Annotated in this window: 18 protein-coding genes; 3 read left to right on the top strand and 15 right to left on the bottom strand. The window is 76.0% G+C overall.

From position 1 onward, the window contains the following. Window positions 1–6: 6 nt before the first annotated feature. Window positions 7–798 (bottom strand): glucose 1-dehydrogenase, encoded by a 792-nt coding sequence (locus R3E88_03405; GenBank protein ID MEZ4215502.1) that lies wholly within the window; start codon window positions 796–798, stop codon window positions 7–9. Between the two features lie 896 nt (window positions 799–1,694). Between R3E88_03405 and R3E88_03400 the strand changes: the two genes are divergently transcribed. Next, entirely contained in the window at window positions 1,695–1,997 is a 303-nt protein-coding gene (locus R3E88_03400; protein MEZ4215501.1) for a hypothetical protein, read from the top strand. A gap of 33 nt (window positions 1,998–2,030) precedes the next feature. Then, window positions 2,031–2,453 (top strand): hypothetical protein, encoded by a 423-nt coding sequence (locus R3E88_03395; protein ID MEZ4215500.1) that lies wholly within the window; start codon window positions 2,031–2,033, stop codon window positions 2,451–2,453. Between the two features lie 481 nt (window positions 2,454–2,934). Here R3E88_03395 and R3E88_03390 read toward each other — a convergent pair whose 3' ends face one another. The 14 genes from R3E88_03390 to R3E88_03325 all read right to left on the bottom strand — a co-directional run bounded on the left by R3E88_03390 (window position 2,935) and on the right by R3E88_03325 (window position 15,357). After that, window positions 2,935–3,477 (bottom strand): SelL-related redox protein, encoded by a 543-nt coding sequence (locus tag R3E88_03390; GenBank protein ID MEZ4215499.1) that lies wholly within the window; start codon window positions 3,475–3,477, stop codon window positions 2,935–2,937. Then, complete coding sequence (locus tag R3E88_03385; GenBank protein MEZ4215498.1) at window positions 3,474–4,862, bottom strand: SDR family NAD(P)-dependent oxidoreductase; 1,389 nt, start codon at window positions 4,860–4,862, stop codon at window positions 3,474–3,476. The genes R3E88_03390 and R3E88_03385 overlap by 4 nt, the downstream gene beginning before the upstream one ends. Window positions 4,863–4,889: 27 nt before the next feature. Further along, window positions 4,890–5,012 (bottom strand): hypothetical protein, encoded by a 123-nt coding sequence (locus R3E88_03380; protein ID MEZ4215497.1) that lies wholly within the window; start codon window positions 5,010–5,012, stop codon window positions 4,890–4,892. After that, window positions 5,012–5,563, bottom strand: coding sequence for an SRPBCC family protein (locus R3E88_03375; protein MEZ4215496.1), 552 nt, complete (start codon window positions 5,561–5,563; stop codon window positions 5,012–5,014). Before R3E88_03375 ends, R3E88_03380 begins: the two co-directional genes overlap by 1 nt. 125 nt (window positions 5,564–5,688) lie before the next feature. Further along, complete coding sequence (locus tag R3E88_03370) at window positions 5,689–7,002, bottom strand: AarF/ABC1/UbiB kinase family protein (GenBank protein ID MEZ4215495.1); 1,314 nt, start codon at window positions 7,000–7,002, stop codon at window positions 5,689–5,691. 117 nt (window positions 7,003–7,119) lie between these two features. Further along, window positions 7,120–7,644 carry a peroxiredoxin gene (locus R3E88_03365; GenBank protein MEZ4215494.1) on the bottom strand — a complete coding sequence of 175 codons (525 nt, stop codon included), beginning with the start codon at window positions 7,642–7,644 and terminating at the stop codon, window positions 7,120–7,122. 75 nt (window positions 7,645–7,719) lie between these two features. Beyond that, window positions 7,720–7,914 (bottom strand): DUF4177 domain-containing protein, encoded by a 195-nt coding sequence (locus R3E88_03360; GenBank protein MEZ4215493.1) that lies wholly within the window; start codon window positions 7,912–7,914, stop codon window positions 7,720–7,722. Between the two features lie 16 nt (window positions 7,915–7,930). Beyond that, window positions 7,931–8,902 carry a porphobilinogen synthase gene (gene hemB, locus R3E88_03355; GenBank protein MEZ4215492.1) on the bottom strand — a complete coding sequence of 324 codons (972 nt, stop codon included), beginning with the start codon at window positions 8,900–8,902 and terminating at the stop codon, window positions 7,931–7,933. Beyond that, window positions 8,899–10,563 (bottom strand): uroporphyrinogen-III C-methyltransferase, encoded by a 1,665-nt coding sequence (gene cobA / locus R3E88_03350; GenBank protein ID MEZ4215491.1) that lies wholly within the window; start codon window positions 10,561–10,563, stop codon window positions 8,899–8,901. The genes hemB and cobA overlap by 4 nt, the downstream gene beginning before the upstream one ends. Continuing rightward, window positions 10,560–11,513 (bottom strand): hydroxymethylbilane synthase, encoded by a 954-nt coding sequence (hemC, locus tag R3E88_03345; GenBank protein MEZ4215490.1) that lies wholly within the window; start codon window positions 11,511–11,513, stop codon window positions 10,560–10,562. The genes cobA and hemC overlap by 4 nt, the downstream gene beginning before the upstream one ends. Then, window positions 11,510–12,898, bottom strand: a complete 1,389-nt coding sequence (hemA, locus tag R3E88_03340) for a glutamyl-tRNA reductase (GenBank protein ID MEZ4215489.1) — start codon at window positions 12,896–12,898, stop codon at window positions 11,510–11,512. The genes hemC and hemA overlap by 4 nt, the downstream gene beginning before the upstream one ends. After that, window positions 12,895–13,686 (bottom strand): cytochrome c biogenesis protein CcsA, encoded by a 792-nt coding sequence (gene ccsA / locus R3E88_03335; protein ID MEZ4215488.1) that lies wholly within the window; start codon window positions 13,684–13,686, stop codon window positions 12,895–12,897. The genes hemA and ccsA overlap by 4 nt, the downstream gene beginning before the upstream one ends. An 83-nt stretch (window positions 13,687–13,769) precedes the next feature. Beyond that, window positions 13,770–14,327: a macro domain-containing protein gene (locus R3E88_03330; protein ID MEZ4215487.1), complete on the bottom strand. Its 558-nt coding sequence runs from the start codon at window positions 14,325–14,327 to the stop codon at window positions 13,770–13,772. Window positions 14,328–14,340: 13 nt separating this feature from the next. After that, window positions 14,341–15,357 (bottom strand): hypothetical protein, encoded by a 1,017-nt coding sequence (locus R3E88_03325; protein ID MEZ4215486.1) that lies wholly within the window; start codon window positions 15,355–15,357, stop codon window positions 14,341–14,343. Between the two features lie 197 nt (window positions 15,358–15,554). Between R3E88_03325 and trxA the strand changes: the two genes are divergently transcribed. Further along, a complete protein-coding gene (trxA, locus tag R3E88_03320; GenBank protein MEZ4215485.1) occupies window positions 15,555–15,878 on the top strand; it encodes a thioredoxin in 324 nt (107 codons plus the stop codon). The last annotated feature ends 2 nt before the right edge of the window (window positions 15,879–15,880 follow it).

The following is a 15,880-nucleotide window of genomic DNA, read 5'->3' as shown; positions in this document are numbered from 1 at the left end:
CGCCTCCTACGGATACGTGGTCGCCTTCACCGAGACGCCGCCCTCGACGTTGATGCACTGGCCCGTGATGAAGCCCGCGCCCTCGGAGCACAGGAACGCGACGGTCGCCGCGACCTCCTCGGGCCGGCCCATGCGCGCGAGCGCGTGCGCGTCGATGCCGCGCTGCATGAAGTCGGGGAGCAGCTTCGCGACCTCCTCGTTGCCGGGCGTCGCGATCATGCCGGGGTTCACGACGTTCACGCGCACGCCCATCGGCGCGAACTCGGCGGCCGCGCTCTTGCTGAGCGCGATCACGCCGCCCTTCGCCGCCGCGTAGGCGCTCATCAACGGCTGGCCGTTCAGTCCCACCATCGAGCCGATGTTCACGATCGCGCCGCCGCCGCGCTCGATCATCGCCGGGATCTCGTGCTTCATGCACAGCCACACGCCGACGAGCGCCACCTCGACGAAGCCGTCCCAGTCCTTTCGCGTGAGCTGCGTCATCGGCGCGAGCGTCTCGCCCGTCGCGGCGTTGTTGCAGGCCCAGTCGAGCCGGCCGAAGCGGTCGACGGTCGCGCGGACCATCGCCTCGACGCGCGCCTCGTCGCGCACGTCGGTGGCGACGGCGAAGGCCTCGCCGCCCGCCTCCGCGACGAGCCGCACCGTCTCCTCGCCGGACGCCGCGTCGATGTCGGCGATCGCGACGCGCGCGCCCTCGGCGGCCATCGCGAGCGCGGTCGCGCGGCCGATGCCCGAGCCCGCGCCCGTCACGATGCCGGCCGTGCCGCGCAAGCTCGATCCGGTGCCCGCCGTGCCCATGCGCCCTCCTCGCGGTGCGGCCCGGCTCCGCGGCGCGGGGCGCGCGGCTCGTCGGGCGCGCGCAGCCTACGGGGAAGCGAGCGCGGCGGCCAGCGCGATGAGCGACGCGCGCGCGGCGGCGACCTCGCGTCGCGCGCGCGCCCGCGCGTCGTCGCTCGCACGGCCCGCGACCGCGCCGAGCGCGGCGTCGAGCGCGCGCCGCGCCGCGCCCGCTTCGCGCGCGGCGAGCGCGAGCGTCGGCGCATCGAGCTCTCCCGCGACGGCCGCGTCGGCGAGCGCGCGGTCGAGCCCCGCGAGCTGCGCGCGCGCCGCGTCGACGGCGTCGCTCCACGCGCGCGCGCCGGCCTCGCCCGCCGCCGCGCGCGAGCTTCGCGCGCAGCGCGTCGACGGCGTCGCGCGCGTAGGCCGCGGGCGACACCGGCGCGAGCGCGACCAGCCCGGCGACGGGCGGCCCGGGCGCGCGCAGCGCCTCGGGCAGCGCAGGGTTCACGCCGTAGAAGCTCATCGACGTCGACACCGCCGCGAGCGACACGTAGACGCGACCGTCGACGTCGGGAACGACGAACGCGCTCGAGCTTCCGGCGATCTCCGTCGCACCGAGGATCGCGCCGTCCGACGGCGACACCGCGACGACGACGAACCGGTGCGGCTGCGGCATGCCGCGCACGGCGGCCGCGCCGCCTCCCGCGCCGCCGTCCACGTGCGCGGCCGCGTCCGCCGCTGGGTCGGCCGCGCCGGGAGCCGCCGCGCCGCCGGCGGGCGCCTCGCCGCCGATCCGGTAACCGAGGTCGAGCACGGCCCACACGGCGCCGTCCGTGACCGTGAGGATCGAGTTCACGGATGCGACGCGCGGGCCTCGCTCCGGCGATTCGGCGAGCACGCGCTCGGCGAGCGGCGTGAAGTCGACCGCGAAGCGGCGCGCGCCGGTGCGACCGTCGATCGCGACGAGCCCCTGCCCGCGCGTCGTCGAGTACACGACTCCGTCGCCGCCGACCGAGGGCGATGCCGCCGCGGCGGTGTCCTCGGCGCGCCAGACGAGCGCGCCCGTCGCGGCGTCGACCGCGACCATCACGCCGTCGTCGCCCGCCGCGTACACGAGCGCGCCGTCGGGCGAGATCGCCGGGCTCGTGCCGCTGCCCTGCGCCATCGGGTGCGCGAACGCGACGACGGGCCCTTCGGGCGTCGTGTCGATGCCGTAGAGCGCGCCCTCCGACGGCGACGCACCGCCCGCCGTGATGAAGATGCGTCCCGTCTCCGGGTGCACGGAGGGCGTGTTCGCGACCTCGATCTCGCGACCGAAGATCAGGTTCCACATCGGCTGCACGAACTCGCGCGCGTGCAGGCCGCCCTCGAGGAGCCCGGGCGGTGCCGGCGTCGCGGGCGGGCCGCCGACGCCGGGCAGGTCGAACGCCGGCCACACGAGCGCGCCGTCCGCGCGCGCGAAGAAGAGCACCTTCCCGTCCGTGGTGATGCCGCCGACGTGGCCTTCCTTCGAGAAGATGGGCGTGACGAAGTGGCCCTGCGCGCCCGCGTCGCGCAGGCTCGCCACCCAGCGCACGGCGCCGTTCGCGTCGAACGCCCAGAGCTGGTCGACGTCGGCCTGGTACACGTCGCCGTCGTCGGCGACGAGCGGCGCGTTGATCACCGCGCCGTAGTCGAGGTCGGCGAGCGACCGCATCGGCGCGCTCTCCCACAGGAGGTTCCCGTCGCGGTCGAAGGCGTGCAGGTGCGACGTGCCCTCGCCGCGACCGCTCGTCGCGTAGACGTGGCCCTCGGGGCCGAGCGACGGCCCGACCCACATCGCGGCGCCTTCGAGCGCGGCCCACGCGACGCGCAGCGCGGGCGTCGCGAAGAGCGGCGCGAAGTCCGAGTTGCGCGAGTCGCGGTGCAGCGTCGCCCAGGCGCTCGCCGCATAGCCGGGCGACTGCCCCGCGCGCACGGGAGGCGGCGGTGTGGCACAGCCGACGGCGAGCGCCGCGAGCGCGAGCCCGGCGGCCGCGCGACGCGCGCGCGGGCCGACGGAGATGGACGTGGACATCGATCCCTCCTGAGTGGGCGTTCCGAGCGCCGGACGCGCGCGCGGGCGGACCCGTGCGCGGAGGCGCGGCCTCCGGAGGCGCCGCGCGGAGCGCGGTTCTAGCGCGTCGCCCGGGCGATGGCTGCGATCGCCGCGTAATCGGGTGCGTCGCCGGCGCTGCGGTACGCGTGCGTCCACGCGACCTCGGACCCGCGGCAGAGGAACATGCCGGGCATCCGCCAGATGTCGCCCGACCGCTCCGCGTTGCGGTGGCCCTTCGCGCGCGCGCGCACGCTCGCGGGCCACACCGGCGGCCCGAGCATCTGCGCCCACGAGCCGCGCTCGACGCCGAACGCGTCGTACAGCTCGAGCGCGGGGTCCGCGATCGCGGGGACGTCCGGCCAGTAGCGCCGCAGCAGCGCGCGCCCCTCGGTGAGCGTGCCCTGGAAGAAGAGCAGCACGCGCGGGAAGCGCGCGTCGGCCTGCGACGCGCCGCGCAGGTCGGCCAGCGTCTCGCGGCAGAACATGCAGCCGAAGTGGCGCAGGAAGACGAGGAGCGTCGGCGCGTCGCCGAGCTGGTCGCGCAGCGTGCCCGGCGCGACGTGCAGCCCGACCACCGCGCGGTCGAGCACGGCGTCGGGAATGCGCTCACCGACCTTCACGTCGCCTCCCGCTCCGCGTCGCGGGCGATGCGCTCGCAGCGCTCCCAGAGCGCGCGCCGGTCGGCCGCGCTCTCGCGCGTGAACGGCAGGACGTGCCGGCGGCGCGGCGCGCGATCGAACCACAGCTCGCCCGACGCCTCGCGCGCGCGCTCGCTCGCCGCGAGCCACACGATCGTGTCCGCTCCCTCGTCGGGCGTGCGGAGGATCGAGCGCGCGAGCCGGTGGAAGCGCGGAAGCGACGTGGTGACGCCCGGCGTGTCGGCCCAGCCCGGGTGCACCGCGCTCACGGCGACGCCGTACGGACGCAGCTCCTGCGCCCAGAGCCCGGCGAGCACCACCTGCGCGCGCTTCGTCTCGGCGTAGGCGACGACGCCGTCGTACGCGCGGCGCGTCCACTGCGCGTCGTCGAGCTCGAGGCGTCGCGTGTACATGCCGCCCGACGTCACGAACACGACGCGCGCATCCTCCGCCGCCTCGAGCCGCGGTCGGAGCAGCCGCGTCAGCAGGTGCGGCCCCGCGACGTGCGTCGCGAACGTGAGCTCGAGCCCGTCGCGGGTCTCGGTGCGCGCGTCCGGCAGCACGCCCGCGTTGTGCACGAGCACGTCGACGGGCGCCTCGGCGAGCCGCGCCGCGGCGGCGCGCACCGAGGCGAGATCCGACACGTCGACGAGGCAGGTCGCGACGCGCGCGCTGCCGGTCGCGGCGCGGATGCGCTCGGCCGCGTCCTCCGCGCGCGCGGCGTCGCGGCACAGCATCACGACCTCGGCGCCGAGGTCGGCGAGCGCGAGCGCCGTCGCGTAGCCGAGTCCGGCGTTGGCGCCGGTGACGAGACAGCGCCGGCCCGCGAGATCGACGTCGAGGTCGCCGGGATCGAACGCGAGCGCGTGGATGGCGAAGCCCGTGCGGTCGAACGAGGGCACGACGAGCGGGTCGACGACGCGCGAGAGCGCGCGGCCGAGCGCCGCCTGCGCGCGGGGTGCGCGAGCGGGCTCGTGCGGCGGCGGCGCGGTGCCGTCGAGCGCCGCGAGGATCTCCTCGAACGGCGCGTGGTCGCCCGCCTCGCGGCTCGCGTGGCGGTAGAGGAGCGCGCCGCCGCGCTCGAGCACGAAGACGCCGCCGAGCTGCCACGGGTCGCCCTGTACGCCGCGCTGACGCTCGCCCGAGCGGAGCGCGCGCAGCGCGTGCAGCGGCATGCGCGGCGACAGCAGCTCGACGCGCCCGCGCCGCAGCCCCGCCGCGCGGTAGGCGCGCAGCTCGGGGTCGACGAGCAGCGGGACGTCGAGCCGCATGTCCTCGCGAAAGGCGGCGGCGAAGCGCGCGTCGCCGCAGCCGACGACGACGAGCTCGGCCCCGCGCTCGCGGAGCTCCGGGAGCCGGTCGCGCAACTGCGCGACGTGCTCGCGGCAGAACAGTCAGCCGAAGTGGCGCACGAAGACGAGCACGACGCGACCGTCGCGCCAGAAGCTCCCGAGCGCGCGCCGCTCGCCCCGATCGTCCTCGAGCTCGATGCCGCCGAGCTTCGCCGCGAGCCGCATCACGCGCCTCCCGCGCGGCGCGCTCGCGGCGCGTTCGCCGGCGTCGTCGTGCGCGGACGCGCGCAGCGCGCACCGCGCGAGGAGGCCGCGCCGCGATCGCCCGACGCGCGCGGCGCGTCGCCGCGCGCGAAGCGCTCGCGCAGCCCGCGCACGGCGAGCCGCCCGGTGATCTGGAAGAGCGCGCCGACGAGCGGGTCGGCGAGCCGGCGCAGCCCCGCGAGCTCGATCGCGGCCTCGTAGGTCACGCGCGTCCCGCCCGGCCGCGCGACGAACGTGATCTCGTCGCGCGAGCTCACCGCGTCGCTCTCACCGACGAGGACGAGCCGCGACGGTCGCTCGTACGCCTCGATCGCGTACTCGAACGGGAGCGTCTGACCGAGGAACGACACGGTCACGCCGAACCGGCTGCCCGCGCCGATGGGGCCGTCGGTGAGCCTGCGCGCGTCGACCACGCCGGGGTCCCACTCGACCGTGCGGCTGAAGTCGGCGAGGAAGTCGAAGGCCGTCTCGACGGGAATGGGGAGATCGATCGCGTCGACGTAGCGGGCCATGTCCTCTCCCGGTGCGCATCCGCGCGGGGGCGCGTCCGGGCGGAAGTCGCGGGCCCGAGCATGAATCGCGCGCCGCGGCGCGCAAACGGCGCCAGGGCGCGGCCACCCAGGACGCGCGCGCAAGGCTAGGCGGTCGTCGCGATCTCGAACTCGTCGAGCACCCGCTCGACGAGCGCGCGCGCGTCGACCTTCGCGCGCAGCTTCACGCACAGCAGGAACGTGCCGCCGAGCTTGCGCTGCAGGAAGAGCGTCGCCGGCGGCGGAGGCCGCCAGAAGCCGTGCTCGAACACGATCTCGGCCGACTTCGCACGCGCGCGCGACGGCAGGTCGCTCGCGCCGAAGTCGTAGGGGCCGGAGCGCCGGAAGGGCTCGGTCGCGAGCCAGACGAGGTCGAGTACGGCCTCGGCGTCGCGCGCGGCGTCGTCCGGCGCCACGAAGCCGATCTCCGTCGCCACCGCGCGCACGGCCTCGCGGTCGGCGGCGGCGGACGCGCGGAAGAGCTTCGCGTACGCGCGACAGAGCGCCGGGTCGGCGTCGTAGCCCGCGCCGAGGTCGAGCAGGCCGATGCGCCGGTCGGGCAGCAGCAGGTAGTTCGCGAAGTTCGGATCCGACTGCACGAAGTGGAACTCGAAGAACTCGCGCAGCACGATGCGCAGCAGGAGCTCCGCCGCGTCGTTGCGCGCGGCGTCGTCGTACTCGGGGCTGCAGAGCTCCTCGAGCGGCATGCCGTAGAGCCGGTCCATCGCGAGGATCGTCCCGGTCGTCAGGTCGTCGTGCACCGCGGGCACGACGACGCGCGACTCGTCGGCGAGCAGCGCGCGATAGCGCGCCAGGAAGGAAGCCTCCTTGGCGTAGTCGGCCTCGTCGCGCAGCTGGCGCTTCGCCTCCTCGAGCAGCGGCGCGAAGTCCACGTTGCCGGGCAGGATGCGCGCGAGCCGGAGCGCCGCCGCGAGGTTGTCGACGTCGCTGTCGATGCTGCGCGCGACACCCGGGTACTGGATCTTGAGCGCGAGGTCGCGGCCGTCCGTCGCGCGCGCGGCGTGCACCTGGCCGATCGACGCGGCCGCGATCGGCTCGGGGTCGAACTCCGCGAAGCGATCGCGCCAGCGCGCGCCGTAGGCGTCGCGCAGCACGCGCTCGAGCTGCGCCTGCGGCATCGCGTGGCCGGCGTCGCGGAGCGCGGCGAGCGCGTCGGCGACCTCGGGCGCGAGCAGGTCCTCGGCCTCGAGCGAGAGCAGCTGCCCGAGCTTCATCGCGGCGCCGCGCATCGAGGAGAGCGAAGCGACGAGGCGGCGCGCGTTCGCGCCCGAGAGCAGGACGTGGCCGGCGTCGGCGCTCGCGCCCGCGAGCCGGCGCACGCCCTCGGCGGCGCCGCCGAGCGCGAGCTTGCCCGCGAGCACGCCGAGGCTCGCGAGCCGCTCCGCCCTTCCGGACGGCACGCGCGAGCGGTCGAGTTCGCGCCGATCGCGCGCCATCCGCTGGGTCGCTCCCGTGCTCGTGCGCGTCGCGCGGACGTCGCCGGGCAGGCGCGCGCGCCGCGCGCCCGCCGCCGGCGATCAGCCGACGAAGGCGTCGCCCGTCTTCCAGTCCGCCGCGCACAGGCCGCCGCTGCGCAGCGCCTGCACGGTGCGGAGCACCTCGGCCGGGCTGCGCCCGACGCTCAGGTCGTTCACGCAGAACGAGCGGACCACGCCCTCGTCGTCCACCACGACGGTGGCGCGGTACGCGATGCCCTCGTCCTCCTTCAGGACGCCGAAGGCGCGGCTCATCGCGTGGTTCGTGTCGGCCACGACCGGGTGCGTGATCGGCTGCGCGAAGGTCTTGCGGTCGGCGAACCACTGGGCGTGGCTGTAGTACGAGTCCGTGCTCGCGCCGACGACCTCGACGCCCTCCTTGCGGAAGTCGTCGAGCAGGGCCTCGAAGCCGCGGATCTCCGTCGGGCAGACGAAGGTGAAGTCGAGGGGGTACCAGTAGAGGACGTGCCAGCGGCCCGCGTACTGGTCGCTGCTGATGCGCTGCTGCTCGCCGTTCACGTACGCGTTCACGCACCACGCCGGCGCGCGCTGTCCCACCGAAGCCATCGGATTCCTCCCGGAGGTAGAAGGGTGACGCGAGGCGCCCGAGCCTAGGTCCGCGATCCGCGCTGTAAAGCCGCTCTAGTCGTCGGCGCTCGCGTCCGCGACGTCGCGCACGAACGTCAGGAAGGCCATCGCCGGCCGCTTCGACGAGTCGCGCATCGCGAACTGCATGCCGTCGAAGCGCCAGCCCTGGGCCGTCACCTCGTTGAGCGCCTTCTCGATCGTCTCGTCGGTCACGGTCGCGAGCTCGACGACCTTGTACTGCGTGGCCATGCCGTCCCGCGCCCCGCTAGCGAAGCCGCGCGGCCACGTCGGCCGCCGCGTAGGTGAGGATCCAGTCCGCGCCGGCCCGCTTGATCGCGACGAGCGCCTCGTCCATCGCGCGATCTCCGTCGATCCAGCCGCGCTCCGCGGCCGCGCGGATCATCGCGTACTCGCCGGAGACGTGATACGCGGCGAGCGGCAGGTCGAAGCGCTCGCGCGCGGCGGCGAGCACGTCCAGATAGGGGAGCGCCGGCTTCACCATCAGCACGTCCGCGCCCTCCTCGACGTCGAGCTCCATCTCGGCGAGCGCCTCGCGCTTGTTGGGCGGGTCCATCTGGTAGGCGCGGCGGTCGCCGAAGGCGGGCGTGCTCTCGGCGGCCTCGCGGAACGGCCCGTAGTAGGCGCTCGCGTACTTCGCCGCGTACGACAGGATGACCGTCTCCTCGAAGCCGTGGCCGTCGAGCGCGTCGCGGATCGCGCCGACCCGGCCGTCCATCATGTCGGAGGGCGCGACCACGTCGGCACCCGCACGCGCGTGCGAGAGCGCCGTCATCGCGAGCCGCTCGACCGACGCGTCGTTCACGACGTGGTCGCCCTCGAGCACGCCGCAGTGGCCGTGGTCGGTGTACTCGCACATGCAGACGTCGGTGATGACGCAGAGCGCGTCGCGCTCGCGCTTGATCGCGGCGACCGCGCGCTGCACGATGCCGTCGGGCGCGTCGGCGCCCGAACCGCGCGCGTCCTTCGCGGAGGGGATGCCGAACAGGATCACCGCCGGGACGCCGAGGTCGTGGACGCGCTTGCACTCGTCGACGAGCTGGTCGACGGAGAAGCGGAGCACGCCCGGCATCGAGCCGACCGGCTCGCGCACGCCGTGCCCCTCGACGACGAAGAGCGGGAGCACGAGGTCGTCGCGCGAGAGCCGTGTCTCGCGGCGCATGCGCCGGAGCGTCTCCGTGCGGCGCAGGCGCCGCATCCGCTGCGTGGGATAGGTCATCGCTCTCCTCGGTTCGCATCGCCGCTCGCCGCGTCCGCCGCCGCCACCGCGGCGATGCGCGCGAGCGCCTCGTCCTGTCGCGCGCGCAGCGCGTCGCGGCGCGCGGGATGCGCGCGCAGATGGTCGACGAGCGCGTCGACGAGGGCCAGCCCTCCGGGCCGCGCCGGCACGACCTCGGGCGCGAGCCCCTCGGCGCGCAGCGCGTCGGCCGTCGTCGGCCCGACCGCGGCCACCAGGCCCGCGCCGAGCGCCGCGCGCCCTTCCGCGTCGACCCGCGCGAGCAGGTGCCGCACGGTCGACGGGCTCGTGAACGTGACGACCGCGAGCGCACCAGCGCCGATCTGCGCGGCGAGCCCGCCGTCGATCGCGCCGGGCTCGGGCTCGAGCGTGCGATAGGCGACGACGGCGTCGACCGCCGCACCCGCCGCGCGCAGCCCGTCGCGCAGCACGTCGCGCCCGATCTGCGAGCGCGGCAGCAGGAAGCGACGGCCGCGCGGCGCGAGCTCGCGCTCGATCGCCGCGAGCAGCGCGTCGGCGTCGCCCGCGCCGGCGTCGGCCGGCGGCACGAGGTGCACGGGCAGCCCGGCCTCGAGCGCGGCGCGCGCGGTCACGGGCCCGCCGCACACGACGCGCGCGGCGAGGCCGCCGAGCGCGATGCCGCGCGCGCGCGCGCGGAGCGCCGTGAAGCGCACGGCGTTCGCGCTCGTGAACACGACGGCGTCGTAGGTGCCGCCCGCGGCGAGCGCACCGAGTGCCGCGTCGAGCGCGCGCGCGTCCTCGGGCGGCTCGACGCGGATCATCGGCGCCACGACGGGCTCGGCGCCCGCGGCGCGCAGCGCGTGCAGCACGTCGCCCGCCTGCGCGCGCGCGCGCGTGACGAGCACGCGCAGGCCGAAGAGCGGCGCGCGCTCCCACCACGCGAGCTCGTCGCGGAGCCGCACCACGTCGCCGACGACGACCGCGGAGGGCGCGCGCAGCCCCGCGCGCTCGACCGCGGCCGGCAGCTCGCCGAGCGGCGCCACGACCGTGCGCTGCAGTCCGAGCGTCCCGTGCATCACCGCGGCCGCGGGCGTCGACGCCGCGCGACCGCCGGCGACGAGCTTCGCGACGATCTGCGCGAGATTGCGCATCCCCATCAGGATCACGAGCGTGTCGACGGCGCGCCCGAGCTCGGCCCAGCGCGTCTCCTCCGAGACGCGCGTCGGGTCCTTGTGTCCGGTGACGACGGCGAACGACGCCGCGTGGCGCCGGTCGGTGACGGGAATGCCCGCGTAGGCGAGCGCCGCCGTCGCCGACGGGACGCCCGGAACGACCTCGAACGGCACGCCCGCGGCGACGCACGCGCTCGCCTCCTCGCCGCCGCGCCCGAACACGAACGGGTCGCCGCCCTTGAGCCGCACGACGCGACGCCCGGCGCGCGCGTGCTCGACGAGCAGCGCATCGATGTCGCCCTGCGAGCGCGTCGGCGCGTCGTGCCCGCGCTTGCCGACGTTGACGAGCAGCGCGGTCGGCGGCGCGAGCGCGAGCAGGTCGTCGCAGGCGAGCTCGTCGTAGAGGACGACGTCCGCCTCGCGCAGCGCGTTGGCACCGCGGACCGTGATGAGCTCGGGGTCGCCCGGCCCGGCGCCGACGAGCGCGACGCGCCCGCGCGCGTCGCTCACGGCGCGGCCCCGGCGCGCGCGCGGAGCTGCTCGAGCAGCGCGCGCCCGCCGCCGTCGAGCACGCGCTCGGCCGCGCGCGCGCCGAGCCCCTCGGCGTCGCGCGCGTCCGCCTCGCCTTCGTCGCGCAGGATCACCGAGCCGTCCTCGTTCGCGAGCAGCGCGCGCAGGCGAAGCCGCCCCGGCGCACCGTCGACCGGCGTCGCGTGCGCCGCGAGCGGAACCGTGCAGTCGCCGCCGAGCCGCACGAGGAAGGCGCGTTCGGCGCGCGCGCCGGGCGCGACGCGCGCGTCCTCGAGCCGCGCGATGTCGGCGCGCAGCGCGTCGTCGGCGCGCGTCTCGAGCGCGAGCGTCCCCTGGCAGACGGCGGGCAGCATGCGCGCCGTGTCGATGCGCTCGCGCACGTGCGCGGCGAGGCCGAGGCGGTCGAGGCCCGCGCACGCGAGCACGACGGCGTCGAGCGACTCGCTCTCGAGCTTCGCGATGCGCGTCGGCACGTTGCCGCGCAGCGGCACGACGACGAGGTCGGGACGGGCCGCGAGCAGCTGCGCGATGCGGCGCGTGCTCCCGGTGCCGACGCGCGCGCCGCGCGGCAGCGCGCCCAGCGTCGCCCCGCCCGCGCGCGCGACGAGCGCGTCGCGCGCGTCGACGCGCTCGGGAAAGGCCGCGAGCGCGCAGCCGTCGGCGAGGCGGGCGGGCAGGTCCTTCGCGCTGTGGACGGCGACGTCGGCGCGCTCCTCGAGCAGCGCCTGCTCGATCTCCTTCACGAACAGTCCCTTGCCGCCGATCTTCGCGAGCGGTCGATCCTGGATGCGGTCGCCGCTCGTCGTGACGACGACGAGCTCCGTCGCGCGGCCGAGCTCGCGCTCGATGCGCGCGGCGACGTGGCGGGCCTGCGCGAGCGCGAGGTCGCTCCCTCGCGTCGCGATGCGGACGGCGCGCGCGTCGCTCATCCCGCGGCGGCTCCGCCGTCGCCCTCGTCGGGATCGCGCGCGCCGTCGCCGACCGGCGCGTCGGACGCGTCGCCGTCGCCCGCGAGCGGGCGGACTCCCGCGCGCCCGATCGGCTCGTCGAGCCCGAACAGCGCGCGCGCGGCCTCGAGCATCGCGATGCCCTCCTCGCGGTCGGTCTCGGCGCGCAGCTTCGCGAGCGGCGGGTGCAGCAGCTTGTTCACGATCGCGCGCGTCGCGCGCTCGACCACCTCGCGCTCCTCGGCGCCGAGCGCGCGCGGGCTGCGCGCGAGCGCGCGCTCGAGCTCGCTCGTGCGGATCGCCTCCGCGCGCTCGCGCAGGTGGCGGATCGTGGGCACGGCCTCGAGCGCCACGAGCCAGCCGTCGAAGCGCTGCTCCTCCTCGCGGACGATGCCCTCCGCGCGCAGCGCCTCGCGCTGGCGCTCCTCCGCGTTGCGCTCGGACACCTGCTGCAGGTCGTCGACGTCGTAGAGATAGGCGTTCTCGAGCCCGTCGACGTCCGGGTGCACGTTGCGCGGCACGCCGATGTCGATGAAGAAGAGCGGGCGCCGGCGCCGCGCGGCGAGCGCCGCGCGCGCGCGCTCGGCCGTGACGATCGGCTCGTCCGCGCCGATCGACGTGAGCACGACGTCCGCGTCGGCGAGCAGCGCGTCGAGCTCGTCGAGCCCGTGGGCGGTGGCGCCGAAGCGCGCGGCCAGCTCCTCGGCGTGGCTCCGCGTGCGGTTCGCGACGTGCACGTGGCGGAGGCCCTCGCGCACGAGCGCCTCGAGCGCGAGCTCGGTCATGTCGCCGGCGCCGACGAGCAGCGCGCGCTTGTCGTCGAAGCGCTCGAAGATCTGGCGCGCGAGATCGACGGCGACGCGCGCCACCGAGACCGGCCGCTGCGCGATGCCCGTCTCGTTCTTCACGCGCTTCGCGGTCGCGAACGCGCGCTGGAAGAGGCGCGACAGCACCGGGCCGCACGCGCCGGCCTCGACCGCCGCGCGGTACGCGTCCTTCACCTGTCCGAGGATCTGCGGCTCGCCGACGACCATCGAATCGATCGACGCCGCGACGCGCAGGACGTGGGCGGCCGCGGCCCGGCCGCTGTGGACGTAGACGGCGTGGTCGAGCGCGGGGGCGGGGGCGCCTCCGCCGTGCGCGAGCTCGCGCTCGAAGAAGCGCAGCAGCGTGTGCGTGGCGGACTCGACGTGGTGCGTCGTCACGCACAGCTCGACGCGGTTGCACGTCGAGAGGATGACGGCCTCGTCGACGTCCTCGCACGCGACGAGCTTGCCGAGGAGCGGCTCCGGGTCGCCCACCGCATAGCGTTCGCGCACCTCGACCGGCGCGCTCTCGTGGTTCATGCCGACGAGCAGGATCTTCACGGGAGCAGCCCGATGCCGACGACGGCGAAGAGCAGGAAGGCGAAGCCCGCCACCGCGCTCGCCGCGGCCTGGCGCGCGCCCTGGCCGCCGAGGAAGCGCGAGGCGACGAGGCCGGCGTAGAGCACCCACGCGAGCACGGTCCACGTCTCGTGGCTGCCGACCGCGAACGCGCGCCCGAGCTCGGCCCGCTGCCAGGCGACGCCCGTCAGCACGCCGAGCGTGAGCAGCGGGAAGCCGAGCGCGAGGGCGACCGCGTTCACGCGGTCGAGCGCCTCGAGGCTCGGGAGCTGGAGCCGGCGCGGCGGCATGCGCTTCGACTTGAGCCGGCGGTGCTCGACCAGGTAGATCGCGCCCGCGAGGCCCGCGAGCCCGAGCAGCGCGAGCCCGGCCGCCGCGAGCAGCACGTGCGCGTGCGGCCACGCGCCCTGCGCCGCCGACGCGCTCGCCGGCTCGTGCGGCAGCAGCAGCGCCGCGACGAACACCGCGAGGAACGCGACCGGCCCGATGGCGGCGGCGAGGCCGGGGAGGCGCACGCGCCACATGAAGAGCAGCAGGAAGACGACGGCCATCCACGCCGAGAGCGAGATCACGACCGCGACGTCCGTGAGCGGCGGCGGGGGGTCGAGGCGGTGGAGCGTCGCGAAGGCCGCCGCGTGCACGAGCGCGGCGAGACCGAGCCCCCACGCGCCGCCGCGGCTCATGCGCTCCGCGGGCAGCACGACGCCGAGCAGCGAGCCGATGCCGGCGGCGAGGTAGAGCGCGGCGGCGATCTGGTGGAGCTCGATCAACGGAGCCCTCCGCTCGAGGGGCGGCGAGTATAGGGCGGGCATCGGCCGGCGCGGCCGCGGCCCGGAGCCCTTCGTACGCGGCCTCAGCGACCGTCGCGGCGCCGGAGGCGCTCCATCTGGGCGGCGACCTTCGCGGCGTCGTCCACCATCTCGAAGACGCGATAGGCGGGCTCGCCGAAGAGCACGAAGCGCACGAGCTCGAGCGAGGTGTCGCCCCTCGCGTGCGCGCGCGCCTCCTCGAGCGAGACCTCGGCGCACCGCTGCAGCGGGAAGCCGCCCACGCCCGCGCCGATCGCGGGGAACGCGATGCTGCGAAGGCCGCGCTCGCGCGCGAGCTCGAGGCTGCGGCGGACGGCGCTGCGCACGCTCTCCTCGCTCGCACCGCCGCCCGGCGGCATGCCCGCCGCATGGATGACGTAGCGCGCGCGCAGGTCGCCGGCGCCCGTGATCGCCGCGTCGCCGACCTCGACGGGGCCGTGCGCGTCGCACTCGCGCTGGATGCTAGGCCCGCCCTTCTCGCGGATCGCGCCCGCCACGCCGCTCCCGAGCACGAGCGCGCTGTTCGCGGCGTTCACGATCGCGTCGACGTCCTGCTCGGTGAGGTCGCCCTCGACGAGCTCGATGCGCAGCGGCGCGGCCATGGCGTGACGCCCCTCACCGCGCGCGAGGCCGCGCCGGCCGCTTCGGCTTCGCCGCGCGCGAGGACGCGCGCCTGCGCGGGCCGGCCTCGACGACCGCGGCGGCGAGCAGCGGAACGAGGATCTCGTGCTGACCGACGAGCGAGATGCCGCGGCCGCCCTTGCGCGTCGGGCGCTCGACGACGTTCACGGTGGGGCGGTAGTGGCGGATGAAGTCGAGATTCACGGTCGTGAAGCGATCGACGCGGTGGCCGAGGTTGCGCGCGAGCGCGAGCGCCTTGAGGAACACCTCCGGAAGGATCACGGCCGAGCCCACGTTCAGGTACACGCCGCCCTCGAGCCGCGCGACGACGCCGGTGAGCGTCTCGAAGTCGCGGTGGCTCGTCGCGCCGAGCGCCGCGCCGTTCGCGCTCGGGTGCATGTGGTGGATGTCGGTCCCGATCGCGACGTGCACGGTGGCCGGGATGCCGAGGCGCGCCGCGGCCGCGAGCACGCTGCGATCGGCGTGGGGCCACGCCGAGGCGCGGATGGCCTCGCCGACCGCCGCTCCCATTCCCGCGCCGCGCTCGAAGCCGCGCTCGATCGCGCCGTTCAGCGCTTCGGCCGTCTCGCGCGCCATGCCGAACGTGCCGTCGTCGAGCGCCTCGGCCACGTCCTCGCTCGTGCGGCCCATCATCGCGAGCTCGAGGTCGTGGACGCAGCCGGCGCCGTTCATGGCGATCGCCGAGACGGCGCCGCGCTCCATCAGGTCGACGACGACCGGCGCGAGCCCGACCTTGATCAGGTGCGCGCCGAAGCCGAGCACGACCGGGCGCCCCGCCTTCCATGCGCGCACCCACGCGTCGACCGCCGCGCGCAGGTCGTCGCCGCCGAGGACGTGCGGGAGCGAGTCGAGGAACGCCGCGAACGAGGCTCCGGGCACGTGGGGCACGGCCTCGTCGCGCACGCGCACCTTGCTCGGGCGCCGTCGCGCGCGCGTCGTGCGGACCTTCGCGCGATCGATCGCGACGATTTCGACCGGAGGGCGCGGCATCGCGCCGAGAGTAGCCGCGGCCCTGCTATGCTGCCCCGCCGTTTCCCGTCCGCGAGCATCCCGTGCGTGACGCCGGCGCGACGACCGGCATCCGAGCGGCCCGCGTCGCCGCCGCCGCGCGCCCGAGCGACGACGCGCGCGGCCGGCCGCGAGGCCGGACGACCCGAGGAACGACGCGAACCACAGGAGAGAAGACGATGGCAGAGATCACCGACGTGACCGATCAGAGCTTCCAGGCCGACGTGCTCGACTCCGACCTGCCCGTGGTCGTCGACTTCTGGGCCGAGTGGTGCGCGCCGTGCCGCCAGATCGCGCCGATCGTGAAGGAGCTCGCGGCCTCGTACGCGGGCCGGGTCAAGATCGTCAAGATGAACATCGACGAGAACCCGGCCGCGCCCGGGCGCTACGGCGTGCGCGCGATCCCGACGCTGCTCGCCTTCCAGGGCGGCCAGGTGGTCGAGCAGATGCAGGGCGCGCGCCCGAAGGCCGCGCTCGAGGAGATGGTCCGCAAGCTCTGCTGAGC

It is taken from the genome of Myxococcota bacterium (assembly GCA_041389495.1).
Lineage (GTDB): Bacteria > Myxococcota_A > UBA9160 > UBA9160 > UBA4427 > JAWKRT01.
The sequence above is the reverse complement of the archived record's forward strand: the minus strand, read 5'-3'. Positions and strand labels throughout refer to the sequence as shown.